22 protein-coding genes are annotated in these 25,050 nt (G+C 72.4%); 13 read left to right on the top strand and 9 right to left on the bottom strand.

Translation table 11 applies throughout. From position 1 onward, the window contains the following. Positions 1–52 precede the first annotated feature (52 nt). Positions 53–841: a sugar isomerase domain-containing protein gene (locus tag D1J51_RS06890; protein WP_119074443.1), complete on the top strand. Its 789-nt coding sequence runs from the start codon at positions 53–55 to the stop codon at positions 839–841. Continuing rightward, positions 841–2,295: an aldehyde dehydrogenase family protein gene (locus D1J51_RS06885; RefSeq protein ID WP_240423004.1), complete on the top strand. Its 1,455-nt coding sequence runs from the start codon at positions 841–843 to the stop codon at positions 2,293–2,295. Before D1J51_RS06890 ends, D1J51_RS06885 begins: the two co-directional genes overlap by 1 nt. Positions 2,296–2,313: 18 nt before the next feature. On the opposite strand, the gene D1J51_RS06880 is transcribed toward D1J51_RS06885, so the two are convergent. The 3 genes from D1J51_RS06880 to D1J51_RS06870 are packed head-to-tail and all read right to left on the bottom strand — an operon-like array spanning position 2,314 to position 8,059. Continuing rightward, positions 2,314–5,781 carry an error-prone DNA polymerase gene (locus D1J51_RS06880; RefSeq protein WP_119074442.1) on the bottom strand — a complete coding sequence of 1,156 codons (3,468 nt, stop codon included), beginning with the start codon at positions 5,779–5,781 and terminating at the stop codon, positions 2,314–2,316. After that, positions 5,781–7,412: a DNA polymerase Y family protein gene (locus D1J51_RS06875; protein ID WP_119074441.1), complete on the bottom strand. Its 1,632-nt coding sequence runs from the start codon at positions 7,410–7,412 to the stop codon at positions 5,781–5,783. The genes D1J51_RS06880 and D1J51_RS06875 overlap by 1 nt, the downstream gene beginning before the upstream one ends. Then, positions 7,409–8,059, bottom strand: coding sequence for a hypothetical protein (locus D1J51_RS06870; RefSeq protein ID WP_119074440.1), 651 nt, complete (start codon positions 8,057–8,059; stop codon positions 7,409–7,411). The genes D1J51_RS06875 and D1J51_RS06870 overlap by 4 nt, the downstream gene beginning before the upstream one ends. Positions 8,060–8,157: 98 nt before the next feature. Between D1J51_RS06870 and D1J51_RS06865 the strand changes: the two genes are divergently transcribed. Together D1J51_RS06865 and D1J51_RS06860 are read left to right on the top strand one after the other, a co-directional pair. Further along, a complete protein-coding gene (locus tag D1J51_RS06865; RefSeq protein WP_119074439.1) occupies positions 8,158–8,481 on the top strand; it encodes a DUF2469 domain-containing protein in 324 nt (107 codons plus the stop codon). 129 nt (positions 8,482–8,610) lie between these two features. Beyond that, positions 8,611–9,168: a M23 family metallopeptidase gene (locus tag D1J51_RS06860; protein WP_119074438.1), complete on the top strand. Its 558-nt coding sequence runs from the start codon at positions 8,611–8,613 to the stop codon at positions 9,166–9,168. A gap of 7 nt (positions 9,169–9,175) precedes the next feature. Here D1J51_RS06860 and D1J51_RS06855 read toward each other — a convergent pair whose 3' ends face one another. The 4 genes from D1J51_RS06855 to D1J51_RS06840 are packed head-to-tail and all read right to left on the bottom strand — an operon-like array spanning position 9,176 to position 13,332. Beyond that, the gene (locus tag D1J51_RS06855) at positions 9,176–10,096 is read right to left on the bottom strand and encodes a tyrosine recombinase XerC (protein WP_119074437.1); all 921 of its coding nucleotides are present in this window, start codon (positions 10,094–10,096) and stop codon (positions 9,176–9,178) included. Between the two features lie 4 nt (positions 10,097–10,100). Next, the gene (dprA, locus tag D1J51_RS06850; RefSeq protein WP_119074436.1) at positions 10,101–11,399 is read right to left on the bottom strand and encodes a DNA-processing protein DprA; all 1,299 of its coding nucleotides are present in this window, start codon (positions 11,397–11,399) and stop codon (positions 10,101–10,103) included. After that, on the bottom strand, positions 11,396–12,952 hold the full coding sequence (locus D1J51_RS06845; protein WP_119074435.1) for a YifB family Mg chelatase-like AAA ATPase: 1,557 nt from the start codon (positions 12,950–12,952) through the stop codon (positions 11,396–11,398). Before D1J51_RS06845 ends, dprA begins: the two co-directional genes overlap by 4 nt. Beyond that, complete coding sequence (locus D1J51_RS06840; protein ID WP_119074434.1) at positions 12,949–13,332, bottom strand: YraN family protein; 384 nt, start codon at positions 13,330–13,332, stop codon at positions 12,949–12,951. Before D1J51_RS06840 ends, D1J51_RS06845 begins: the two co-directional genes overlap by 4 nt. Before the next feature lie 408 nt (positions 13,333–13,740). Here D1J51_RS06840 and rpsB point away from each other — a divergent pair, with 408 nt between their 5' ends. From rpsB to D1J51_RS06800, 8 genes are all read left to right on the top strand, one after another. After that, the gene (gene rpsB / locus D1J51_RS06835; protein ID WP_119074433.1) at positions 13,741–14,634 is read left to right on the top strand and encodes a 30S ribosomal protein S2; all 894 of its coding nucleotides are present in this window, start codon (positions 13,741–13,743) and stop codon (positions 14,632–14,634) included. A gap of 49 nt (positions 14,635–14,683) precedes the next feature. Continuing rightward, positions 14,684–15,514, top strand: a complete 831-nt coding sequence (gene tsf / locus D1J51_RS06830; RefSeq protein WP_119074432.1) for a translation elongation factor Ts — start codon at positions 14,684–14,686, stop codon at positions 15,512–15,514. 102 nt (positions 15,515–15,616) lie between these two features. After that, positions 15,617–16,336: a UMP kinase gene (pyrH, locus tag D1J51_RS06825; protein WP_119074431.1), complete on the top strand. Its 720-nt coding sequence runs from the start codon at positions 15,617–15,619 to the stop codon at positions 16,334–16,336. A gap of 104 nt (positions 16,337–16,440) precedes the next feature. Further along, entirely contained in the window at positions 16,441–16,959 is a 519-nt protein-coding gene (frr, locus tag D1J51_RS06820) for a ribosome recycling factor (RefSeq protein WP_371414080.1), read from the top strand. Positions 16,960–16,963: 4 nt separating this feature from the next. After that, positions 16,964–17,881: a phosphatidate cytidylyltransferase gene (locus D1J51_RS06815; protein ID WP_119074429.1), complete on the top strand. Its 918-nt coding sequence runs from the start codon at positions 16,964–16,966 to the stop codon at positions 17,879–17,881. A gap of 44 nt (positions 17,882–17,925) precedes the next feature. Continuing rightward, positions 17,926–18,480: a DivIVA domain-containing protein gene (locus D1J51_RS06810; protein ID WP_240423002.1), complete on the top strand. Its 555-nt coding sequence runs from the start codon at positions 17,926–17,928 to the stop codon at positions 18,478–18,480. A gap of 72 nt (positions 18,481–18,552) precedes the next feature. Then, positions 18,553–19,179: an aggregation-promoting factor C-terminal-like domain-containing protein gene (locus D1J51_RS06805; RefSeq protein WP_240423000.1), complete on the top strand. Its 627-nt coding sequence runs from the start codon at positions 18,553–18,555 to the stop codon at positions 19,177–19,179. A gap of 7 nt (positions 19,180–19,186) precedes the next feature. After that, complete coding sequence (locus tag D1J51_RS06800; RefSeq protein WP_119074427.1) at positions 19,187–19,483, top strand: ATP/GTP-binding protein; 297 nt, start codon at positions 19,187–19,189, stop codon at positions 19,481–19,483. Here the strand turns inward: D1J51_RS06800 and D1J51_RS06795 are convergent. Further along, positions 19,480–20,004, bottom strand: a complete 525-nt coding sequence (locus D1J51_RS06795; protein ID WP_119074426.1) for a ribonuclease H family protein — start codon at positions 20,002–20,004, stop codon at positions 19,480–19,482. The two genes, D1J51_RS06800 and D1J51_RS06795, sit on opposite strands and share 4 nt — an antisense overlap. Continuing rightward, a complete protein-coding gene (locus D1J51_RS06790) occupies positions 20,001–22,859 on the bottom strand; it encodes a hypothetical protein (protein ID WP_240422998.1) in 2,859 nt (952 codons plus the stop codon). Before D1J51_RS06790 ends, D1J51_RS06795 begins: the two co-directional genes overlap by 4 nt. 265 nt (positions 22,860–23,124) lie before the next feature. Between D1J51_RS06790 and D1J51_RS06785 the strand changes: the two genes are divergently transcribed. Beyond that, the gene (locus D1J51_RS06785) at positions 23,125–25,050 is read left to right on the top strand and encodes a DUF8094 domain-containing protein (protein ID WP_119074425.1); all 1,926 of its coding nucleotides are present in this window, start codon (positions 23,125–23,127) and stop codon (positions 25,048–25,050) included.

The following is a 25,050-nucleotide window of genomic DNA, read 5'->3' as shown; positions in this document are numbered from 1 at the left end:
CCGCGCCGGCAACACCATCCACCGGGCAACCGCACAGGAAGAAGAGAGAACCATGAGCATCGCAACGGGATACTTCGACGACGTGATCGCCAAGCTCGCGCGGGTGCGCGACACCCAGGGCGAGGCTATCGGGCGGGCCGCGCAGATCTGCGCGGACACCATCGCCCGAGACGGACTCGTCTTCACCTTCGGCACGGGCCACGGCGGCTTCGCCGCGCTCGAGATGTTCCCCCGCACCGGGGGCGTGACGGGCTTCCGCCCCATCGTGGAGAGCTCCATCGCGCTCATGCACCACGTGCTCGGCGATCAGGGCACCGCCCAGTACCGCTTCCTGCACACGCGGGAGGGCTACGGCACGGCGATCCTGCGATCCCACCAGCTCAAGGAGGACGACGCGCTCATCCTCTTCTCGCACTCCGGCATCAACGCCGTGATCCTCGACATGGCGGTCGAGTTCAAGGAGCGCGGGCTCAAGGTCATCGCGGTGACCTCGGTGCCGCACTCCTCGCAGGTCGAGAGCCGCCATTCCTGCGGCAAGCGCCTCTACGAGATCGCCGACGTCACGATCGACACCGGAATCCCGCTCGAGGACGCCTCGCAGTTCATCGACGGCCTCGAGTTCCCCGTCGGACCGACCTCGACGTCGGTCGCGATCGCGGTCGGGCACGCGATCAACGCCTCGACCACCGCCGAGCTCGTGGCCCGCGGGGTCGAGCCGATGATCATGGTGAACACCAACTCGAACCGCACGACGTTCGCGCATCAGCAGAACGACCGCAACTACGCCGAGCTGTGGCGCCGCCTCCGCTCGCGCGAGTTCTCCGCCCCCGAGGTGCGGTGATGACGGGGCTGGAGCGCGGCGTCTGCATCGGGGGCGAGTGGGTCGCCGCTCTGAGCGGTGAGACGGCCGAGGTGCGGGATCCGGCGACCGGCGAACTCGTCGGGACGAGCGCCGTCGCGGGCGCGGGCGACGTGGATCGCGCCGTCGAGGCCGGGCATGCCGGATCCGCCCGCTGGGCGGCGCTGACCGCCGACGAGCGCTGCGAGATCCTGCTGCGAGCGGCGGCCCTCATCGACGAGCGCATCGAGCGCATCGCCGAGCTGCTCACGCGCGAGCAGGGGAAGACGGTGGTGGACAGCCGCAAGGAGATCACCTTCGGGGCGCGGGTGATCCGGTACTACGCCGAGCAGGGCCGCCGCGTCGCCGGCTCGATACGGCCCGCGGCGAGACGCGACATCCGCTCGCTCGTCACCTGGGAGCCCCTGGGCGTCGTCGCGGCGATCGTCCCCTGGAACTATCCCGTCGACCTCTACGCGTGGAAGGTCGGGCCCGCGCTCGCGGCGGGCAACGCCGTGATCGTCAAGCCGCCGATCGAGACGCCGCTCGCGGTGGCGGAGATCGTACGGTGCCTCTTCGATGCGGGCCTGCCCGAGGGTGTGCTCTCGGATCTTCCCGGCGCGTTCGAGGCCGGTTCGCGGCTCTCCGAGCACCCGGGCATCGCGGCGATCACGGCGACGGCGTCGACGGCGACCGGGCAGGCGATCATGCGCTCGGCGGCCTCGACCCTGAAACGGGTCACCCTGGAGCTCGGCGGGCATTCGCCGTTCGTCGTGCTCGACGACGCCGACGTCGCGGAGGCCGCCGCCGCGGCCGCGCGCCGATCCTTCTCGAATGCGGGCCAGATCTGCATCGCCGTGAACCGCATCCTCGTCGACGAGCGCGTGGCGGACGATTTCGTCGAGGCCGTGGCCGCCGAGGCGCGGGCGATCCGGCTCGGGCACGGCTTCGACCCCGGCGTCACGGGAGGCCCCGTGACGACCGCGGCGGTCATCGAGAAGTCGCGGCGGCACATCGACGAGGCGCTCGCCTCCGGAGCCCGCCTGCGGGCGGGCGGCGGAGGAGCAGAGGTCGACGCCCGGCTCGATCCCTCGCTGTTCTTCGAGCCGACCGTGCTCGACGGCGTGCCCGCCGACGCGCTCGTGATGCGCGAGGAGACCTTCGGCCCGCTCGTCGCCGTGCATCGCTTCGGGGCGGGCGACGACGTGGCGGAACTCGCGAACCGCGGGGACTACGGGCTGGCGGCGTACGTGTTCGGCGGCGATCTCGATCGGGCGTGGGGGATCGCCGAGCGGCTGCACGTGGGCGGCGTCGGCGTGAACGTCAACGACGTGTCCGAACTCCAGGCGCCCTTCGGAGGGTGGAAGATGTCGGGCTTCGGGCGTGAGCTCGGGCCCGAGGGCCTGCAGGGGATGATGCAGCAGCGGCACGTCAGGATCCGCCGGCGAGCGGTCTGATCCGGCCCACTCGCCCGCTCAGCGGAAGTCCCGCGATGCGACGCCCGCCGGGGAGGCGAGCGGCTCGAAGGCCTCGGCGATGACGTTGACCACCCCGTCGGGGGAGCGCTCAAGCAGGCCGCGGATCACGAGCGCGGGGGAGGATCGCGCCACGAGCCGGTTGCGCAGCCAGACATCCCGCCAGGTGACGACGTTGACGCTGCCGGCCTCGTCCTCCAGGGTGATGAACACGATGCCGCCGGCGGTGCCGGGGCGCTGCCGGTGCGTCACGAGACCCGCGACCTCCACGAGCGCGCCGGGCCGGTTGCGGCGCACCAGGTCGGAGCGCACCACGCCCCGGGCGTCGAGCGCGTCGCGCAGCAGCGCGAGCGGGTGCGCGTCGAGCGGGATCCCGGTCGTCCACAGGTCGAGCGCGGTCTGCTCGGCCGGATTGAGCATCGGGAGCAGGGGCGGCTGCACGTGCACGGCGATGCCCGGCAGGAAGCGCTCGCGGTTGTCCGCCGCGGGCGCAGCCGCCCAGAGCGCCTCGCGCCGGCCGATCCCGAGGCTCTCGCAGGCCCCCGCGGCGGCCAGAGCCTCGATGCGGCCGCGATCCAGATCCGCCCTGCGCGCGAGATCCGCGAGGTCCGCGAAGGGGCCCCGCGCGCGGGCCCGGGCGATGCGTTCCGCAGCCTCGGCCTCGATGCCCCGGACGCCGGTGAGCCCGAGCCGCACCGCGAACGCGCCGTCACGGCGGTGGAGGCCGCTCCCATCGGGGGCCTCCGGGTCGAAGCGGCCGACAGGGGGCTGCGGATCCGCGAGGCAGGCGTCCGCGCCGGTGGCCCGCCCTCGAGCCGGGGCCGCCTCGCCCGACAGCGTCTCGAGGCCGGCCTGCGCGGCCGAGTGCTGCACGTCGGGCTGGCGCACCTCGACGCCGTGCCGCCGCGCGTCCTGCACGAGTTCGCGGGACGAGTAGAAGCCCATGGGCTGGGAGCGCAGCAACCCCGCGAGGAAGGCGGCGGGGTAGTGCAGTTTGAACCAGGAGCTCACGTAGACGAGCAGCGCGAAGCTGATCGAGTGGCTCTCTGCGAAGCCGAAGTCGGCGAAGGACTTGATCTGCGTGTAGAGGCGGGCGGCCTCCTCGCCCACGATCCCGTTCTTCTCCATGCCGGCGAAGAGCTTCGCCTCGAGGCTCTCGATCCGCTCCTCGCCCCGCTTCGAGCCCATGGAACGGCGCAGCAGGTCGGCGTCCTCGGCGCTGCAGCCGCCGATCGTCGTGGCCATCTGCATGAGCTGCTCCTGGAAGATCGGCACGCCCAGGGTGCGCGCGAGCACCGGCTCGAGCATCGGATGCGGGTAGGTGACGGCCTCCCCCTCCCTGCGCCGCAGGTACGGGTGCACCGCGCCGCCCTGGATGGGGCCGGGGCGGATGAGCGCGATCTCGATGACGAGGTCGTAGAAGCAGCGGGGCTTCAGCCGCGGCAGGGTGTTCAGCTGCGCGCGGCTCTCGACCTGGAACACGCCGACGGCGTCGGCTCGGCACAGCATGTCGTAGACGCCGGGTTCCTCGCCGGGGATCGTGTCCAGATCCCAGCGCTCGCCCGTGCCCGCCTCGACGATGTCCATCGTCTTCTGCAGGGCGCTGAGCATGCCGAGGCCGAGCAGGTCGAACTTGACGAGCCCCATCGTCTCGCAGCTGTCCTTGTCCCACTGCAGCACGGTGCGGCCGTCCATGCGTGCGTGCTCGATGGGGCAGACCTCCCCGACGGGGCGATCGGTCAGCACCATGCCGCCCGAGTGGATGCCGAGGTGCCGCGGGGCTCTCATGAACTGCCCGGCCAGCTGCTGCACGGGGGCGGGGATGGGGCTGTCGGGATCGTCGTCGATGCCGCTCCACCGCTCCAGGCCCCTGGTCCACGCGCGCTGCTGCCCCGGGCCGTAGCCGAGCGCCTTGGCGGCGTCGCGGATCGCGGCCTTCGGGCGGTAGCTGATGACGTTCGCGACCTGCGCCGCGTTGAGCCTGCCGTACTTCCCGTAGACGTACTGGATGATCTCCTCGCGCCGCTCGGAGTCGAAGTCGACGTCGATGTCGGGCTCCTCGTCGCGCATGCTCGACAGGAAGCGCTCGAAGGGGAGATCGTAGAAGATCGCGTCGACGGCCGTGATGCCCAGCACGTAGCAGACGGCCGAGTTCGCGGCCGACCCGCGGCCCTGGCACAGGATGCCGAGGTCTCGCGCCTTCCGCACCAGGTCGTGCACGATGAGGAAGTAGCCGGGGAAGTCCTTCTGCGCGATGACCTTGAGCTCCCGCTCGATCCTGGCGCGGTTGCGCTCGGGGAGCGGCGCCCCGTAGCGGTGCTCGGCGCCCTCCCACACGAGCCTGCGCAGCCAGCTCATCTGCGTGTGGCCCTCGGGCACGTCGAGCCTCGGGAGCTTCGGGCGGGCGGCTCTGAGCGGGAAGGCGAGCTCTCGGGCGAGGGGCACCGTGCGCGCGACCGCGTCGGGATAGCGGGCGAAGCGCCGGAGCATCGCGCCGCCGCTGCGCAGGTGCGCCGCGCCCGAGGCAGGCAGGTGGGGATCGAGCTCATCGAGACTGCGCCTGGCCCGCACCGCGGCCATGGACTCGGCCAGGGGAGCGTCCTCGCGGGTCGCGTAGTGCACGTTGCCCGTGACGATCGCGGGGAGGCCGCGGGCGGCGGCGAGAGCTGCGAGGCGGGCGTTGCGGGGATCGTCGTCGGGGTGCCCGTGGTGCGTGAGCTCGACGTGCACGCTGTCGGCGCCGAAGAGCGCGGTGAGGCGGTCGAGCTCCGCGAGGGCCCGGGCCTCGCCGTCGGCCGCGTTGTCGGCGGACGCCAGCGCGCGGCGCAGGCCGCCCTTGCGGCACCCCGTGAGGATCACCCACTCGTCCTTCCCCGCCTCGGCGAGCGCCTCCAGGTCGTAGACGGGTCGCCCCTTCTCGCCCCCGGCCAGCTGCGCCTGCGTGATCGCTCCCGCGAGCCGGTGGTAGCCCTGCGCTCCGCGCGCGAGCACCAGCAGGTGCGTGCCCATCGGGTCGGCCGCCCCGAGCTGCGGCGCATCGAGCCCGAGCGAGAGCTCGGCGCCGTAGACCGTGAGGGGCGGAGAGCGATCCCCGCCTTCCTCCGGGCCCCTCCCTGCCTGCGCCTCTGCGGCCTCCGCGAAGCGCGCCGCTCCGTAGAAGCCGTCGTGATCGGTGAGCGCGATTCCGGTGAGGCCCAGCCGGGAGGCCTCGGCGACGAGGTGCTCGGGCGAGGAGGCGCCGTCGAGGAAGCTGTAGTGGGAGTGGACGTGCAGCTCGGCGTAGGGCGTGTTCGGAGTCGGAGTCGGCGGTCCGGATGGCCCGGGCTCGTAGGAGGAGCCGGGATCCCGCGCCTCGGGGGCGGCTTCGAGGCCGGCTTCGCGGGCGGACTGCAGAGCCTCCTCCGGTGCGCGGCCCGAGAGTCGCCGCTCGAACTCCTGCCAGGGCAGCGGCGAGTTCTGCCAGCGCATCAGTCGTACCTCCCTTCGGCGTACCACCGATCGCCCTCGTGCAGCAGCATCCAGGCGTCGCCGTCGGCGAGCTGCAGCTGCAGCCTGAAGCGCTCCGGCGCGCCCCGCCACCACTGCTCGCGGACGGGCCAGGGGAGGGACCAGTCGCTCACCGGGGCGCGGAAGGAGGTGCTCCCCACCCGCAGCCTCGCCGGCCGGGCGGTGAGCAGGTCCTCATCGTCGATGCCCACGAGGCGCCCCGAGCCGTCGCAGAGCTCGGCCGGGATCGGCTCGGGGAACACGAGGCTGGGGGTCGGCCCCGGCACCGCTCCCGGCCAGGGACCGGCGGCGGAGCCGCGCGATCCGCGGGGCCGGGCCCGGCCCGTGCTCCAGGGCACGAAGCGCTGACGCTCGGCGAGGAGGCGGCCCCCGGCGAGCTCCGCCGTGCCGACGCCGGTGTGCCCGAGCCGACTCTGCACTCTGCTGAGGTGGTGGTGCACGCGCGCGTCGGGCTCCGTGGCCCACAGCCCGGGTTCGTGCGCCGAGACGCGGTCGGTGTGCGCGGGCGCCAGGCGCACGCGGGCGATCCCGGCACCCTCCCGCCCGTCCTCCCGGGCCGCGGGCCCCGCCGGCATCGCGGAGAGCTGCCAGCGGACGCGGTTGACCGCGTCCGCCGCGGTGAAGCGGTGCGGATGGGACCATACCCGCTCGTGCCGCACGCCGATGTCGTCGGTGAGTTCGACGCGCAGCGCGGTGCAGACGAGGCGATCCTCGGCGAGCCCGGAGACGAAGCGCTCGGCGAGCGCCATGCAGGCGAAGGCGAGCTGCTCCGCGCTGTCGACCGGCGGCTCGAGGGAGAGCTCCACCGCGAGCTCCCGCACCGGGGCGCGGGGCCGGATCTCGGAGCCGTGCCGGGGGCCCGCGACCGAAGCCCGGCGGTGCGCGGCGACCCCCTCGGGCCCGAAGCGCTGCCGCACCGCGTCCTCGGGCAGCGCGGCCAGCGCGCCCAGCGTGCGGATGCCGAGGCCATGGAGCACCTCGGTGAGGGCCGGCTCCGCGGCGCGCCCGACCGGGAGCCCGCTGAGGAAGGCCGCTGCGACCCCCGCAGGTACGATGCGCGCGCCACCGCTCGGGGCCGTGACTCCCGGATCGGTCGAGGCCGCGCGAGCGGCCTGCTCCGCCGCGAACCGGCCGTCGGCGATCCCGACCCTCGCCTCGTGCAGCCCGAGATCCGCTGCGAGGCTCAGGATCGCCTCGGCGGCTGCCTCCTCGCCCCCGTAGTACCGGGCCGGACCCCGGGCGCGCATGGTGCAGAGCCCCGGCCGGGTCGGCTCGACGCCCGGCGTGAGGCGCTCGAGCGAGGCGAGCACGGGGGCGAAGCGGCGCTCGTCGACCTCCGGGTCGTGCGGGCGGACCGCGAGCGTCGGGCAGCGGGACTGCGCTTCGCTCTCGCGCAGTCCCGCGCGCACCCCCTCCGCCCGCGCTGCGGCCGAGCACGCGACCACGCGCCGATTCGCGATCAGCGCGATGGCGGGCGTGCCGGGAAGCTCCTCCGCCGTGCTCTCGAGCTCGCGAAGGTGGGCGTGCACCGGCCAGTCGGGCACCCAGACCACCATGATCCGCTCGACGGCTCTGGCCAGAACGCTGCTCATCGGGGCACCAGTCTGCGCACCTCGGGGACGGCGGGATCCGCCACTGCGCCGCCCGCGAAGCGCACCGTGTGCCGTCTCGTGCCGCGGCGGTCCTGGGACTGCACGGTGAGCTCCCGCCCCTCGAGCAGACCGTGCCCCTCGCCGAGCCCCCGCCACCGCGACGCCGTGACGCGCAGCGTGCTCTCGGAACGGGGCCAGTCGCCCACCGCGACGAGCGCCGATCCGTGCTCGCGGAGTCGAGCCGAGATCCGCTCGACCTCGCCGGGTCCGGCGTGGGACCGGGGGCGCAGCAGGACCACCGCGAGCACCTCGCTCAGCGACCCCGCGATGCCCAGCGCATCCGCGCCCGGCCGGGGCACGAGCACGCAGCGGTCGAGCGCGATCCCGAGGGCGGCGGCGGCCTCAGCGCCGAAGGCGGGGCAGCCGATCACGCCGCACCAGGACCCCGCCGATGAGGCCTCGGCCAGCAGGGCGAGGGCGAGCTGCTGGGAGCCCAGCACCGCGTAGCTCGCGCCGCGGCGCAGCGCGCCCCCGGGGAGCAGCGGCCGTAGACCGGGGGCGATGGGCAGCGCGCGATCGTCGAGCCGCAGCGGCTGCATCTCGGCGATGCGCTGCTGCAGCGAGTGGACGGTCGCGGCGGAGTTCATGCAGCAATATTCGAACATGTGTTCGAATAAGTCAATCTCGATCTCTGCGAGCGCGCCGCGCCCGGAGCCCTGCGCGAAGACGGCGTAGGATGGGGGAGATGAACGAGGACGAGCTAGACGATTACGAACGCGAGGCCGAGCTGTCGCTGTTTCGCGAGTACCGCGACATCGCCAGCCAGTTCCGCTACGTCGTCGAGACCGAGCGCCGCTTCTACCTGGCGAACGAGGTGGACCTCAAGCGGCAGGACGCCGGCAGCGACTTCTACTTCGAGCTCTCGATGACCGATGTCTGGGTGTGGGACGTCTACCGCGCCGACCGCTTCGTCAAGTCCGTGCGGGTGCTCACCTTCAAGGACGTCAACGTCGAGGAGCTCTCGGCCCGCGAGTTCTCCCTGCCGCAGGAGCTGGCGCTCGACGAGTAGCAGACGGGGGCGCTCCAGCCGTCGAGATGCCTCCGCTCACAACCGTCACTCCAGGCGGTCCGTCACGACTTCTCCACAGATTCGTCGAGAGCCCCCGAGGCGCGGGCGATTCCCTGCGAGAGTCGAGGCATGACCTCACCGCACACGCTGCTGATCGCCCCATTGCTGGCGGTGCTCCCGCTGCTCACCAACGCGGGCGGGGGAGCGGCGCCTCACCCAGACCTTCCTCAGCGCCCCCTCCAGTCCCCGGCGGCCCGGGGCTCCGGTGGCCCGCCTGCCGCGGCCCCGCTGTGGGTGCCGCCGCTCGGCGTGCCGCTCGACGTCTCGGGCCCGTATCGTGCGCCCCCGAACCGATACGGGGCGGGCCACCGCGGCATCGACCTCGTGGCGCGTCCGGGCGGCGCGGTCATCGCCCCCGCGGGGGGAAGCGTGTCGTTCGTGGGGTCGGTGGTGGACCGGGAGGTGGTCTCGATCCGCATCGACGGGCGCACGGTCTACTCGCTGGAGCCCGTGAGCAGCGAGCTCGCGGTCGGCGCCGCCGTGGTGAGCGGGGAGACGATCGGCGGGGTGGCGGGCGGCGGGCACTGCGAGGAGGAGTGCGTTCATCTGGGGGTGCGCGTGGACGGCGAGTACGTCAATCCGCTGCGCTACTTCCTGCGCCGCCCCGTGCTGCTGCCCCTCGAGTGAGGGGCGGTCAGGCGCGGGGGTGTGCCTGCCGGTAGCTCTCCGCGAGCCGCTCGGCCGAGACGTGGGTGTAGACCTGCGTGCTGGAAAGGCTCGAATGCCCGAGCATCTCCTGCACCACGCGCAGATCGGCGCCGCCGTTCAGCAGGTGCGTCGCCGCCGTGTGCCGGAAGGTGTGCGGCCCGCGGGGTCCGCCGCCGGGCTCCCGCTCCAGCTCGCGCGACACCAGGCGATACACCGCGTTCGGGCCGAGCCGGCCCCCACGGTTGCCGAGGAAGAGCGGGACCTCTTCGGGGCGCTCGGCCCGCGCCGCGAGGGCGGCACGGGCGCCGTCCAGGTAGCGCTCGATCGCGCGCGCCGCGGGCGCGCCCAGCGGTACGACGCGCTCCTTGCCGCCCTTGCCGAGCACCCGCACCGTCCGCTCCCTGCGGTCGAGTCCGGTGAGCGGAAGCGAGCAGAGCTCCGATACGCGCAGAGCGGTCGCGTACAGCAGCTCGAGCACGGCGTGATCGCGCAGTTGCGCGGGATCCCCGCTCTCCGCACGCCGCGCCGCGCGATCGAGGATGCGCGCCATCTGCTCGTCCGCGAGCACTCGGGGCAGCTCGCGGGGCGCCCTCGGGGATCGCAGCCGTGAGGCCGGGTTGCCGGGGACCAGGCGGCGCAGCTCGAGCCAGCCGCCGAACGACTTCAGCGTGGCGACGTTGCGGGCCAGCGTGCTGGGGGCGAGGCCGCGCTGCTGGCGGTCCCAGAGCCACGCGCGCATGAGTTCGAGGTCGCAGTCGGCGACCGTCGCGGCGCCCGCCGCGCCGCGCTCGGCGAAGGACGAGAAATCGTGCAGATCGCGCCGGTACGCGCGTGCCGTGTGCTCGGAGTAGCCGTACTCGAAGCGGACGGCCTCGAGGAAGGCCTCGATCGCCGCCTCCAGTCGCATGCTCTCATTCTCGTCGCAGCATCACCCATCGGCTCTCGCCCGCCCCCGGCGTTTCGCGACGGGCGGCGGCGCCGAGCAACTCGAGTTCGGCGAGCGCGGCCCGGGTCTCGCCGAGTTCGAGACCGGCGAGACGCGCGATGTCGGAGCTCCCGCGGCTCCCGCGCAGCGGCAGCGCGTCGAGCACGCGCCGGTGCAGGGCGGGTGGACGGGCGCCCGAAGCGCAACCGGGATCCGAGCCGGAATCGAACAGGGCGGGGTGCTCGGAGAGGCCGAGGAATTCGCGCGCCTCCGCGCTGTTCGTCACGAGCGTCGCCCCGTACTCGCGAACCAGGCGGTGACACCCGGCCGATGCGACGCTCGTGACCGGTCCGGGAACGGTTCCGAGCGGCCGGCCCAGTTCGGCGGCGTGCCCCGCCGTGTTGAGGGATCCCGAGCGGACGCCGGCCTCGGGGACGAGGGTGGCGCGCGCCAGCGCGGCGATCGAGCGATTCCGCTGCAAGAATCTCCAACGAGTCGGTGCTGAGCCGGGCACCATCTCCGAGCAGACGGCGCCCGATTCCGCGATGCGCTCCAGCAGCGACCCGTGAGAACGCGGATAGGGTACGTCGGCCCCGCCGGCGAGGACCGCGACGGTGGGCGATCCGAGGGCGAGCGCGGTGCGGTGGGCGACCGCGTCGATGCCGTAGGCGGCTCCCGAGACGATGGTGATCCCCGCCGAGCACACGCCCTCGACGATCTCTGCGGTGATGTGCGAGCCGTACCCGGTGCAGGCGCGGGCTCCGACGACCGCGAGCGAGGAGCTCGCGAGGAGAGCCGCGCTGCCCCGCACCCAGAGCAGCAGCGGGGCGTGATCGCCCAGATCGTCCAGTGCGGAGGGCCAGCGCTCGGATTCCGGGGTCACCACGCGCATGCCCGATGCGATGCCGCGGTCGAGATCGCCGACCGTGGCCGCGCGGTCGAGGCGCAGCCCCCACCGCTTGAACGCCCTCCCGAGCTCGGCCGGGTCGAGCTCGGTGCCGGCCGCGGCGCGCACGAGGTCGCGGACGCGCGCGAGCGGGGCCCGGGAGGCGAGGAGGTCGAGGGCTGGCGCGGCGCCGAGGACCGAGATCAGGGCTCCGGCTACGGCGTCGCCGGGTTCGACGAGCCGCGCCCACACGATCCGGGCCAGCAGGGTGTCGGCGGGGGACGACTCGTCGGGACGCGCCGGTTCGCTCGGCAGGCTCCGACCGGCGGCGGGGAGCAGGCGGACGAGCCGGTCGCGCAGATCCCCGTCGGCGCGGATGCGCACGTCGCCCCGGCTCATGCGCTCCCGCCTTCCCTCAGCACGAGCGCTCGCGCGACCTCGTTCCTGCCGGGCCGCTCGAGCCCGGCGAGATCGGCGATGCTCCAGGCGACCCGCAGCACGCGGTCGTAGCCGCGCAGGGTCAGCGAGCCCCGGGCGAGCGCGCGGTCGATCACCGCCGTGTCCGCGCGCGGCAGTCGCATTCCGGGCCCGCGCAGCCAGTTGCCCGGTACCTCGGAGTTGACACTCCACGGGGTCGTCCTGAGGCGTTCCGCCGCGAGCTCGCGAGCGGCGGTGACCCGGCGGCGCAGCTCGCGACTCGGCGGGGCCGGGATACCCGATCCGTGCTGCAGAACACTCGACACGCGCCGAATCGTGAGCCGGAGATCGATGCGGTCGCTGAGCGGTCCCGAGATGCGCTGCAGGTACTTCACCCGCATGCTGGGAGAACAGCGGCACGCGTTCGCGGCATCGGGGGAGTCCGCGTTACCGCACGGGCAGGGGTTGGAGGCGAGCACGAGCTGGACGCGCGCGGGAAGCATCGTGCGCAGGCGAGCGCGGTGGATCTCGATCCGGCCGGATTCGAGCGGCTGCCGCAGCGCGTCGAGCACGCTGCGGGGGAACTCGGGAGCCTCGTCGAGGAACAGCACTCCGTGGCAGGCCCGGGTGATCGATCCCGGCCGCACCCCGCCGTGGTCGCCCGACCCGATGATGGACGCGGCCGAGGCCGTGTGGTGCGGGGACTCGATGGGCGGGCGTCGCACCAGACGGGTGAGCGGAACGCCGCCGAGCGCCGCGATGCTGCTCGCGGTGAGCGACTCGTCGGCCGTGAGGTCGGGCAGGATCGAGGGCAGCCGCGAGGCGAGCAGCGTCTTGCCGGCCCCCGGCGGGCCGAGCAGCGAGAGATGATGCCGTCCCGCTGCCGCGACGATGAGCGCCTCCACCGCCTCCGGCTGGCCCACGACATCCGACATGTCGAGCTGCGGGCTGCCGGTGGGCGGGGCGACGTGCCGACGGTCGGTCTCGTCGAGCGCCACGATCGGCGGCGCCTCGAACGCTCCTCGGTACCAGGCCACCGCGCTCGCGAGGTCGGGCACCGCGATGACCTCGATCCCGGGCACCAGCGCGGCCTCGGTGCCGCAGGAGGCGGGCACCATGACCCGGCGGAAGCCGAGTGACCGCGCGGCGAGGCTTGCGGAGAGCAGCCCGGCGGGTCGCCGCAGTTCGCCGTCGAGCCCCAGTTCGCCGAGGTGGGCGACGCCGGGCAGGCGTTCCGGCGGGAGGTGCTTCGACGCGGCCAGCGCCGCGAGCGCGATGGCCAGGTCGAAGCCCGAACCGTGCTTCGGCAGGGAGGCAGGGCTCAGATTGATGGTCAGGAAGCGATCGCTCAGAGGCAGTCCCACCTGCGCGGTGGCGGTACGCACCCGGAGCTTGGCCTCGGCCAGCGCCGTGTCGGGCAGGCCGATGATGGCCATCCCCGGCAGTTGTCGGGAGACCGCCGCCTCCACCGTGACGGCAGTGCCCTCGAGGCCGGTGAGCGCGATCGAGGCCGCGCGGCAGACCGCGGCGCTCACAGGATGCCCCGCAGATGGTCGATGCGGGGAGCGGCGTCGTGATGCACCGTGATGCCGACGGCGTCCACCCGCAGACCGAGGGCGTGCGAGTCGTGGACGCGCGCCCAGTCGAGCAGCAGCCGTTTGAGGCGCCCGGCTTTCCGCGTGGTGATCGCCTCGAGGGGATGGCCGTATCCTGATCCGCTGCGCGTCTTCACCTCGACCGCGACGAGCGTTCCGCGGTCCTCGACGACCAGATCGAGCTCTCCGTGACGCGTGCGCCAGTTGCGGTCGATGATGCGGTAGCCGCGCTCCTCGAGATAGCGCGCTGCGATCGCCTCGCCGCGGGAGCCGAGTCGCTGATTGTGCGTTGCTGCGGGGTTCGCTGAGCCGGTGTTCATGGGGCACCTCCTGGCCGCCCATCTTGGACGGCTCGGTGCGGCGCACGGAAGCGGTCGCGGTGGCGATGTGGAGAGGTTCTCCGGTTCAGGCTCTGAAGTGCGCCATCTGAGCGGCGTTCGCGAGCGCTGCCGGGCTCCGGTGGATCCGGGGCGCTCGACCGGGGTCTCCGTCGCTCGGATCCCCGGATGCCGGGCCGTCGGGAGTGCTACACTGGTCCTCGCACCTCGCAAGAGGTGACTTCGCGTGCCCGCTCATCGGCGCACCGTCATCGGTCCTCGCTCGCGCAGATCGCAGATCAGCGCGGAACGGGGCGGCGGAATCCGAGGGCACCAGGATCTGGTCGCTACCGCGACCGATGACAACCGCAAACGCGCGCCCGCAGAGGCGTGCAGAACAGGAGAACGGCAATGGCCGTCGTCACCATGCGCCAGCTGCTCGACAGCGGCGTCCACTTCGGACACCAGACCCGTCGCTGGAACCCGAAGATGAAGCGCTTCATCTTCACCGAGCGCTCGGGCATCTACATCATCGACCTCCAGCAGTCGCTCGGCTACATCGACGCCGCCTACGAGTTCGTGAAGCAGACCGTCTCCCGCGGCGGCACCATCCTCTTCGTCGGCACCAAGAAGCAGGCCCAGGAGACGATCGCCGAGCAGTCTCAGCGCGTCAACCAGCCGTACGTGAACCAGCGCTGGCTCGGCGGCCTCCTGACCAATTTCCAGACCGTGACCGGCCGCCTGGAGCGCATGAAGGAGCTCGAGCAGCTCGATTTCGACGGCACCACGAGCGGCTTCACCAAGAAGGAGCTGCTGCTCAAGAAGCGCGAGCTCGAGAAGCTGCAGAAGTCGCTCGGCGGCATCCGCAACATGTCCAAGACCCCGTCGGCCCTCTGGGTGGTCGACACCAAGAAGGAGCACCTCGCGATCGACGAGGCCAAGAAGCTCGGGATTCCGGTGATCGCGATCCTCGACACCAACTGCGATCCCGATGAGGTGACCTACCCGATCCCGGGCAACGACGACGCGATCCGCTCGGTCGCCCTGCTCACCCGCGTGATCGCGGATGCGGCCGCCGAGGGCCTCATGGAGCGCCACCAGAAGCCCGCCGAGGGCGCCGAGACCGCTGCGGAGCCCCTCGCCGAGTGGGAGGTCGAGCTGCTGAACGCCGACCAGAAGGCCGAGGAGGCTCCCGCGTCCGAGGCCCCGGAGGCCGCCGAGCCCGCGTCCGAGCCCGCCGAGGCCCCGGAGGCCGCCGAGTCCGCCGAGACCCCGGTTGCCGCCGAGGCTCCGGCCGCCGAGTAATCCGGTTCTTCCCGAATCCCACTCACGACACTCACATAAGGAGTCACACATGGCTGCAGTAAGCATGGCCGCTGTGAAGGAACTGCGCGAGCGCCTCGGCGCCGGCATGGTCGACTGCAAGAACGCGCTCACCGAGGCGGAGGGTGACATCGAGCGGGCGATCGAGATCCTGCGCCTCAAGGGACTGAAGGGCGTCGCGAAGCGCGGCGATCGCGAGGCGAGCGAGGGCCTCGTCGCGGTCAGGCAGAGCGCGGGCGCCGCCACGATGATCGAGCTCGTCTGCGAGACCGACTTCGTCGCGAAGAACGAGAAGTTCATCGCGCTCGCCGATCGCGTGCTCGAGGCGATCGTGGCCGCGAACGCGAAGAGCCTCGAGGAGGCGCTCGCAGCCCCCGCGGAGGGGAAGACCGTCGCCGAGGTGATCACCGACGAGGCCGCCGTCATCGGCGAACGCATCGAGCTGCGCAAGGTGTCGCGCGTCGAGGCCCCCTCGACCTCCGTCTACCTGCACCAGACCTCGAAGGATCTGCCCCCGCAGATCGGCGTGATCGTGGGCTACGAGGGCGACGACGCCGATGCTGCGCTCAGCATCGCGCGCCACATCTCCTTCGCCGACCCGCTCTACCTCGACCGCGAGGACGTTCCCGGGGCCGACGTTGAGAAGGAGCGCGCGCTCGTCACCGAGATCTCGAAGAACGAGGGCAAGCCCGAGGCCGCACTGCCGAAGATCGTCGAGGGCCGCCTCACGGCGTTCTTCAAGCAGGTCGCGCTGAACGAGCAGGTGCACGCCCTCGACGCCGACAAGCGCGAGGTCAAGAAGGTCGCCGAGGCCGCCGGCATCGCCGTCACCGGCTTCGCGCGCAGCAAGGTCGGCGCCTAAGCGCCGCGTCGGGCCCGGATCGTGATGCGATCCGGGCCCTTCTGCTGCCCACTATCATTGCCTCAGTCGACACCCGACACCGCACACCCACGAAGGAGCACCATGACCGAGACCGCCGATCGCAAGCGCCGAGTTCTGCTGAAGCTCTCGGGTGAGGCCTTCGGGGGCGGCACCCTCGGCGTGAACCCCGACGTGGTGAGCCAGATCGCGCGCGAGATCGCGGCGGCGATGGAGCACGCCGAGGTCGCGGTCGTGGTGGGCGGCGGCAACTTCTTCCGGGGCGCCGAGCTCTCCCAGCGCGGCATGGACCGCGCGCGCGCCGACTACATGGGCATGCTGGGCACCGTGATGAACGCGCTCGCGCTGCAGGACTTCCTCGAGCAGGCCGGCGTCGGCAGCCGCGTGCAGTCGGCCATCACCATGACGCAGGTCGCCGAGACCTACATCCCGCTGCGGGCGATCCGCCATCTCGAGAAGGGCCGCGTGGTGATCTTCGGCGCCGGCGCCGGCCTGCCCTACTTCTCCACCGACACCGTCGCCGCGCAGCGCGCGCTCGAGATCCACGCCGACGAGGTGCTCGTGGCCAAGAACGGCGTCGACGGCGTGTACACGGCCGATCCCAACCGGGATCCCGACGCCACGCTCATCGAAGAGATCGCCTACGGCGATGCGCTGGTGCGCGGCCTCAGGGTGGTCGACTCGACCGCGTTCAGCCTGTGCATGGACAACGGCATGCCCATGCGCGTCTTCGGCATGGAGCCCGAGGGCAACGTGACGGCGGCCATCAGGGGCGAGCGGCTCGGCACGCTGGTGCATCGCTGAGCGTCACCGCCCGCGACCGCTAAGCTTGATGCACGAGCGATACCAGTAGGTTTCAGAAGGAGTACACCGTGATCGAAGAGGTCTTCGTCGACGTCAAGGACCGCATGACCAGGGCGGTCGAGGCTGCGAAGGAGAGCTTCGCCACGGTGCGCACGGGGCGCGCCAACCCGTCTCTGCTGCAGAATCTGCAGGTCGACTACTACGGCACTCCGACTCCGCTGGCCCAGCTGGCGTCGGTGCAGAATCAGGACGCCCGCAGCCTCATCGTCACGCCGTACGACAAGGGGGCGATGAAGGGCATCGAGCAGGCGATTCGCGACATGCCGAACCTCGGGGCCAATCCCTCGAACGACGGCAATGTGATCCGCGTCTCGCTCCCCGAGCTCACCGAGGAGCGCCGCAAGGAGTTCGTCAAGATCGTCAAGGGGCGCGCCGAGGATGCGCGCGTGGCGATCCGCAACGTGCGTCGCAGCGGCAAGGACGATCTCGACGCGCTGAAGAGCGAGATCGGCGAGGACGAGGTGGCGCGCGCCGAGAAGGAGCTCGAGGCCGTGACCAAGCAGTTCATCGACCAGGTCGACGATGCGCTGAAGCGCAAAGAGGCCGAACTGCTGGAGGTCTAACCTCATGCCGGGTCCGGAGCGCCGCGACGAGATCCGGAGCGCCCTCGAGTCCACGCGCGCACAGTTCGAGGCGACGAACGCGCGCATCGAGGCGCGCGCCGGGCGCAACCTGTTCTTCGCGGTGCTCTCCGGTCTCGTGTTCGCCGCCGTGTTCCTCGTGAGCCTGCTGCTCGTGAAGCAGCTCTTCGTGCTGCTGGTCGTGGCGCTCGTGTCGATCGCCCTGGTCGAGCTGGCGGCTGCGTTCCGCGTGGCCGGCCGCCGCGTTCCGCGCGTCGGAGTGGTGCTCGGCGGGCTCGTGGTGGTCGGAGGGGCCTTCTTCTGGGGCGCCGAGGGCATGCTGCTCGGGCTGTTCGCGGGGTCGGCGCTGCTGACCGTGTGGCGCCTCGTCGAGGGGCTGGTGCCCGCCTGGGAGACTCCTCGCCGCACCCTCGTGCGCGATGTGTTCTCGGGTCTCTTCACGCTGGTCTACGTCGCCTTTCTCGCCTCCTTCGCCGTGCTGCTCGTCACGCAGCAGCGCGGCGAGTGGTGGGTCTTCGCGCTGGTGCTCGTGGTCGTCTCCGTCGACGTCGGGGCCTACGCGGCGGGCGTCACCCTGGGCCGGCACAAGATGACGCCGAGGATCAGTCCCAACAAGACCTGGGAGGGCTTCGCGGGCGCCGCGATCGCGGCGATGGCGGCGGGCGCGGCGGTGGCGGTGCTGGCACTGCAACAGCCGTGGTGGGTGGGGATCGTGCTCGGCGTCGTGGTGCTGCTCACGGCGACGGGGGGCGATCTCACCGAGTCGCTCATCAAGCGCAACCTCGGGGTGAAGGATATGAGCTCCTGGATTCCGGGCCACGGCGGGTTTCTCGACCGGCTCGACTCGCTGCTCCCCTCGGCCGTCGGCGTCTACGGCGTCGCGCTCGCGCTGGGGGCGGTCTGATGGCCTCTCAGGCTCGCCGGTCGCGGACGCGGCAGAATGGTGCGGTGCCCAATTCCTTTCCCCTCGCGAGCGGTGCGCAGCGGGGCTACCATCCCGAGCAGGTCGATGATTTCCTCGCCCTCGCCCGCACCGCATACGAGGGGGCGGGCGCGGCGTCCGCTCCGATGACGGCGGAGGACGTGAGGCGCGCGGCGTTCGGGGTGAAGCGGGGCGGGTACGCCACGCGGTACGTGGACGCGGCGCTCGACCGCCTCGAGGAGGTCTTCTTCGAGCGCGAGCGCCGCGCGCGGCTTCGCGCCGAGGGCGAGGACGCGTGGTGGGAGGAGACCCGTCAGCTGCTCTCGGAGGTGCGGGGACGCATTCAGCGGCAGAAGGGCAAGCGCTTCAGGCGACGCGGGATCTTCGCGACGGGCTATCGGCGTTCGCAGGTCGACGCGTTTCTGGATCGCATCTCCGAGATGTTCGAGCGGCGGGAGCTCGGCCTCAAACCCGCCGAGGTGCGGGACGTCGTGTTCCACTCGGAGTGGCGCGGATACGACGAGGATCAGGTGGACGCTCTGCTCGATTCGGTCGTGGAGCTGATCCTCGCGACTCGCTGACGGCGCCGCGGGTTTCGCCGCGACGTTGAGTGCTGCGCCGATCTGAGATAGAATCGTTATATTGTGTCTGCTGTGAATATCAACTCCGTCTCACGCTGGTCTCGATTCAGGGCTCCGGTCGCGGTGGTCGCCGTCGCCGGAATCCTCGGGGTGGCGGTGGTCGCTCCGTTCGCCATGCCCCCGGCGGAGGCCGATGCCCAGACGCTCGCCTTCCAGCAGCGCATCCACCAGCAGTTCACGCCGAACCCGTCCCCCGAGGCGGACCTCGTGTTCACCGAGGTTCCGGTGGACATCTCGAGCGAGGAGCGTCAGCGGATCGAGGCCGAGAAGGCCGCGGAGGATGCGAAGAAGAAGGCCGCGGAGGAGGCCTCGTCGAAGCAGCCGCCCTCGAGCCCCGCGGCCCCGCCCAGGTACACGGGCGGGGGGTCGCCGGCCGAGTGGATGGCCGCCGCCGGGATCGCGGAGAGCGACTGGGGGTACGTCGACTTCATCGCCTCCAAGGAGAGCGGCTGGAACCCGAACGCGACCAACGCCAGCTCGGGAGCCTGTGGGCTCATCCAGGCGCTGCCGTGCAGCAAGGTGCCGGGCAGCGGCTACAATCCCGTGGACAACCTCCGCTGGGCCAATGGCTACGCGGTCGACCGCTACGGCAGCTGGGCTGCGGCCTACGCGTTCTGGACCGCGAACAGCTGGTGGTAGTCGGGCCATGGCGCGCCATCGCCGGGTCAACAAGTATCAGCGCGCCGCGGCCGCCCCGCCGAGCGATGTGACGCGCCTGGCGTACGGCGGCGCCCGCAGGGAGACCCGCCGCGGCGTCGAGTGGTTCGTGCGCGACATTCCCGCGCACCGAGCCGAGAAGAGCTACCGCTGCCCGGCCTGCGGAACGGACGTGCCGGCCGGCCAGGCGCACGTGGTCGCCTGGAGCGCCGATCACCTCTTCGGCGACGAGGCCGCCGTGCGGGATCGACGCCACTACCACGCCTACTGCTGGAGCTCGTCCTAGAACAGCGTCGGCGGAGCCGGTCGATGCGGACTGACCTCCGGGGTGGGAGCCGATGACCCCGCGAGGCCGGGGCCGCCGTCGGGCCGTCGGCCGGCCTGGAAAGCCGTGGCTGCGGCGCGTGCGCGCAGATCCGCCGCCTCGTTGAGCGGGTGGCCCGCGTGCCCCTTGACCCACTCGAACCGAACGTCGCGCCCCGTCAGCGCCGCGTCCAGCTGCTCCAGCAGCTCGCGGTTGAGCACTGGCCTGCCGTCGGCCTTGCGCCAGCCCCGCCGCTTCCAGCCGGGCATCCACCGCGTCACCGAGTTGATGACGTACTGGCTGTCGCAGAGGATCCGCAGCGGCTCGTCGGCGCGCGCCGCAGTCGCGTGGAGCAGGTCGAGCACCGCCATCAGCTCGCCCTGATTGTTGGTGGCGCGCGGCCACCCCCCGGCCCGCCACTGCTGCTCGTCGACCACCCACGCCCAGCCGGCGGGGCCGGGGTTGCCGAGCGCCGACCCGTCCGCCGCCGCGGTGAGCGTCACGACCGCGTCCCGTCACTCGGCGCGTCATCGGCGTTCACGGCCTCCGCGACCGGCTGATCCACGAGGCGACCGGCGACGGTGCTCATCTTCTGCGCGTTCGTGATGACCTCGCCGAGGCTCTCGAAGTAGCGCGCCACGGCGCCGCGCTCGACCTTGAGCTGGGTCATGCGGTCCTCCGCGGCGGCGAGCACCTTGGTGGCACGGTCCTCGGCGGCGGCGAATGTGGTCTGCGCCCGGCGATCGGCCTCGAGCACGATCTCGGCCGCCTGCCGCTCGGCTGCCGCCCGCGTGCTCCGGGCGTCCTGCGCGGCTTCCGAGGTGATGCGATCGTACTCGGCTCGCGCGAGTTCGAGCTGTGCGCGCAGCTCCTCCAGTTCGGCCCGGGTGGCCTCGATCTCGCGCCTGCCCGCCTCCGCCGCCTCATGCTGACGAGCGGAGAGCTCCTGCTCCAGCTGTTCCCTCCGCTGCGCGGAGGAGGTGTCGAACTCGATCGTGTCGGCCTCGACCCGCTGCTGCAGCTCGCGGGCGGCGTCCTCCGCGTCGGCGCGCAGCCGGGCGAGGCGCGCCTCCTCGGCCGCGCGGTACTCCGCCAGCTCGGCGACCGTGTCGGCGCGCAGCAGATCGGTCTCCTCGACGACGGAGGCGCGCTTGGCCTCGACCTCGCGGGCGACGGCCGCGGCCTGGGTCTCGCGCTCGCGGCGCAGGTCCTCCTCGTGCTGCTCGCGCTCGGCGGCGACGGCACGCTCGTGCTCCTCCTGCTCCCGCTCGATGTCGGCCGCGAGCTTCGCTCGCTCGCGATCCATCTGCAGCTCGAGCGCTTCCCGCTCGAGCCCCAGCGACTCGGCGATCTCATCGCGTTGAATGCGCAGGCGCTCCTCCTCGGCCGACCGCTCGTCGTCGATGCGCCGCTGGTGCTCGCGCAGCTGGGCGGCGAGGCGCTCCTCGTGCACCGTCGACTCGTCGGCGATCCGGGCGCCGTGGGCGTCGAGCTCCCGGGCGAGCCGATCGTCCTGGTCCCGTCGCTCCGTCGCGAGCTGCTCGTCGTGGGAGGCGCGCTCGGCGTCGATTCGAGAGCGGTGCTCCTCCCACTCGGCGATGAGGCGATCCTGGTGGGCTGCGAGCTCGCCGCCGAGGCGGGCGTCGTGCGCCTGCCGCTCCGCGGTCAGGGCGGTCTCGTGCGCGGCGCGCTCCCCGGCGATCGCGGTCTCGTGCGTTCGGCGCTCCTCCGCGATCCTCGCCTCGTGCGTTTCGCGTTCGGCGGCGATGCGGGCCTCGTGCTCCTCGAGCTGCGCGGCGAGCCGGGCCTCCTGACCCTCCCGCCGAGCGGCGAGCTCGGTCTCGTGCGCCTCGCGTTCGGCGGCGAGGGCCGCGTCGTGCGCCTGCCGCTCCGCGGTCAGGGCGGTCTCGTGCGCGGTGCGCTCATCCGTGATGGCGCGCTCATGGGCCCCGCGCTCGCGGGCCAGGCGCGACACGTGGGCCTCGAGTTCGGCGGAGAGCCGGTTCTCCTGCGCCTCCTGCGCGTCCCTGAGCCGGGCGTGGTGCGACACGATCTCGGCCCGGAGGGACTCGTCGTGCGCGGTGCGCTCCTCCGAGATCGCGTGCTCGTGCGCCTCGCGCTCCGCGGCGATGCTCTCGTCGTGCGCCCGGCGCTCCTCCCGCAGCCGCTGCTCCTCCCGCTCCCGGGTCGCGCTCAGCTCGCCGGTGGCGCGCTCGTGCAGCTCCGCGCGCTCCTGCGCGGCGAGTTCGCCCGCCCGCTCCCGCTCGCGCGCGCCCTGAGCGGCGAGCGTGGCGAGCTCCGCCCGCTGCGCCTCCATCGCCCGTGCGACGGAGGCCTCGTGCTCCTGCCGCTCCTGCGCGACGCGGTCGGCGTGCGCGCGCTGCTCGGTGGCGATGCGGCGCTCGTGCTGCTCGCGCTCGGCGGCGATGGAGGCCTCGTGCTCCTGCCGCTCCTGCGCGACGCGCCCGCGCAGCGTCTCCATCTCGGTGGTCAGCTCGCGGCGCTGGGCCTCGACGCCGGCCTCCAGCTCGCGCAGGCGCTCGGTGTAGCGCTCCTCGAGCTCGGCCTCCTCCCGCTGGCGCTTCGCCTCGAACTCGGCTCGCGCCCGCTCTCCCTCGCGGATCAGCCGGGCTCGCTCGAGCTCGGCCTCTCGCTCGCTCTCGGCCTTCTGCCTGGCGAACGTCTCGGCGTGCAGCTCGGTCTCGGAGCGCAGCTCGTTCGCGAGCGTGCGCGCCTCGGAGAGCAGCCGTTCGGCCTCCGCCCGGGCTCCGGCGAGCTCGGCCTGGGCGTCGCGGTGGGCGGTCTCGCGCTCGGCCGTGGCCTCGCGTTCGGCGGAGCTGCGCTCGAGTGCGGCTGTCCGCCGCGCCTCGTCGAGCAGCCGCTCGCGCTCGGCATTCGCCGCCGCGGTCTGCTCGGCGAGGTCGTTGCGCGCCCCGGAGACGACGACCTCGGCCTGCTCCGAGGCCGAGGCGAGCAGCTCGTCGGCGCGGAGCTGCGCCTGTGTGAGCACGCGCTTGGCCTCCTCCTCCGAGGAGTGCCGCAGCTTCTCGGCGTCGAGGTCGGCCTGCGCCATGAGGCGCTGGGCGTGGTCCTCGGCGACCTGCAGGCTCTTCTCGACCCGCAGTCCGAGCCCGGAGTAACCGCTCGCACCGAGCTCGGCGACCTGCTCCTGCAGCTCCGAGATGAGCTGTCGCTGCTCCTGCCCCGTCTGCGTCGCCTGCTGGTGCGCCTGCTGCAGGGATTCGAGGTGCGACTGGAGCGTGTTGATGTGGCTCGTGAGAGCGGTCATGCGCTCGTCGACCTCGTCGCGGTTGTAACCGCGGAACGCAGGGGAGAACGGCTGGGCGGATTCGGACACTGTGCCTCCGGAATCTGAACGAGGTCACCACGGCCGCGGTGGATTCGTCGGACGGCCGAAGAGGTAGAGAACCACGATACCGTACTTCGCCGACGGCGTACCGGAGAACGCGGATCGGCTCTTCCGAGGCCGCGATCGGCCGCGATCGGCCGCGACGGGCCGCGATTCCGGGCTCGAATCGGATGCGTATCGATGTCGCATCAGGAAAGCTCCGGTACCGTTGAACTGGTCTTCCATTCATTCCCCCGACATCAAAGGAGCCCCCGTGCGATACCTGCTTGCGATTGCGGCGCTGGTGCTCTCCGGAGTCCTGCTGCTGCTGGGCATCGGCCAGCGCACCTTTCTCGCAGGCCCATCGGAGATCAGCTTCCCGGTCGACACAAAGTCGGAGACCGGGTACGCGGTCGTCGACGGGGCGGAGCTCGGCAAGGTGAGCGGCCAGGCGAACGTGGTGGTGAAGGGCAAGGGGGCCTTCGTCGCGACGGGCGCGACGCGCGATGTGCTGGGGTGGGTCGAGCCGTTCCGGCACGCCGAGCTCACGGTCGACGCGAAGCAGGATCGCGTGCTGAGCGCGATGGTCGCTCCGGCCGTCGTGGACGCGCCGCCCGGCGGTGAGGCCAAGGAGCCGGAGCCCCTCGACCCGCGGGGGAGCGATCTGTGGTTGGAGGAGCGAGTGATCGACGACGCCGGAAGCGGAGCCGAGACGGGGACGCTGCGCGTGCCCGTCTCGTTGGCCGCGGATCAGTCGGTGCTGATCGCCTCGGACGGCCGAAGCCCGATGCCCGAAGACGTCTCCCTGGTCTGGGCGCAGGATCGCAACACCCCGTGGGCCGGGCCTCTGCTGGTCGCCGGAGGCCTCCTCGCCCTGGTCGGCGGCGTGCTGTACCTGCTCGCGATCGATCACGACCGCCGCGGTCTCGGGCCGCGTCGCGGTCGCCGCGGACCGCTGCAGGGCATCCGCAACGCGTTCCGCCGTCGCGGCCGCCGCCGCGGGGAGGGCGCGCAGCCGGGCGCCGGGGAGGGCACCGCACGGATGCGCGCGACGCGTCGCGCGACGCGTCGTTCGCGCGCCGCCGCGATCCCGGCGCTCGGAGTCGCCGTCGCGCTCGGACTCAGCGGCTGCACGGCGGGCTACTGGCCGCAGTTCGGCTCGGAGCCGGTCGAGAAGGCTCCGCAGGAGCAGTCCTCGGCGATCGCACCGGTGCCCGTCACCGATCAGCAGCTGCAGCGGATCGTGGGGGACGTGGCCGCGGTCGCGGCCCAGGGGGACGATGCGCTCGACGCCCAGGCGCTCGGGAAGCGCTTCACGGGCGACGCGCTCGCGCAGCGCACCGCCAACTACACCATTCGCGCGGCGATGTCGGACTACGGAGTCGTGCCGCCGCGCATCACCGACCAGGAACTCGACTACGAGCTCGTGCAGAGCACCGAGTCCTGGCCGCGCACCCTCTTCGTGACCGTCGCGTCGAAGTCGGGCAAGGCGGACGCCGCCGGCGATCCGTCACCCCCCGCCGCCCAGGGAGAGACGCAGCAACCGCAGGCCGACGCTCAGACCGACGAGAAGACCGCCTCGCCGTCGCTGGCGCTCATCCTGACGCAGGAGACGCCCCAGCAGAACTATCAGGTGTCGCGGGTCATCGCGCTGCGCGGCGGGATCTCGATGCCGCAGGCGGCCCCGGCCGAGGAGGGCACCGCGCTGCTCGCCAACGACATCGAGTCGCTGGTGCTGCCTCCCGGCGAGGTCGGAGCCGCATTCGCGGCGGTGCTGCAGGATGGCGCCGACTCGCCGCAGGGGAAGGCCTTCGACCTCGCGAACGAGCCGCTGCTGAAGAACTACGGTCAGGCCAGGGCGGCCGCTCAGCAGCAGCAGTCGGACGATAAGGGGCAGACGATGGCCTTCTCCGCCACGGCGCGCCAGGGAGACGCGCAGACCGTCGCGCTCTCCACGGGCGTGGGCGGTGCGCTCGTCGCCACGACCGTGATCGAGGAGCAGATCGTCGACGCGGCCGGGGGGCGGTACAAGCCGCAGGCCCAGGATGCGGTGACGGCGCTCTCGGGGCTCGAGGGCGAGCAGGAGAAGCTGGTGCAGGAGGTCTCGCACCAACTGCTGTTCTACGTGCCCAGCAAGACGGACGGATCGAAGATCCAGCTGCTCGGCGTCACGAGCGAGCTGGTGGGAGTGAGGAATTGA

Origin of the sequence: Leucobacter sp. wl10, assembly GCF_003569785.1 — a bacterium.
Classification (GTDB): domain Bacteria; phylum Actinomycetota; class Actinomycetes; order Actinomycetales; family Microbacteriaceae; genus Leucobacter.
Note: the sequence above shows the minus strand (reverse complement) of the source record. Positions and strands in the feature narration are given on the sequence as shown.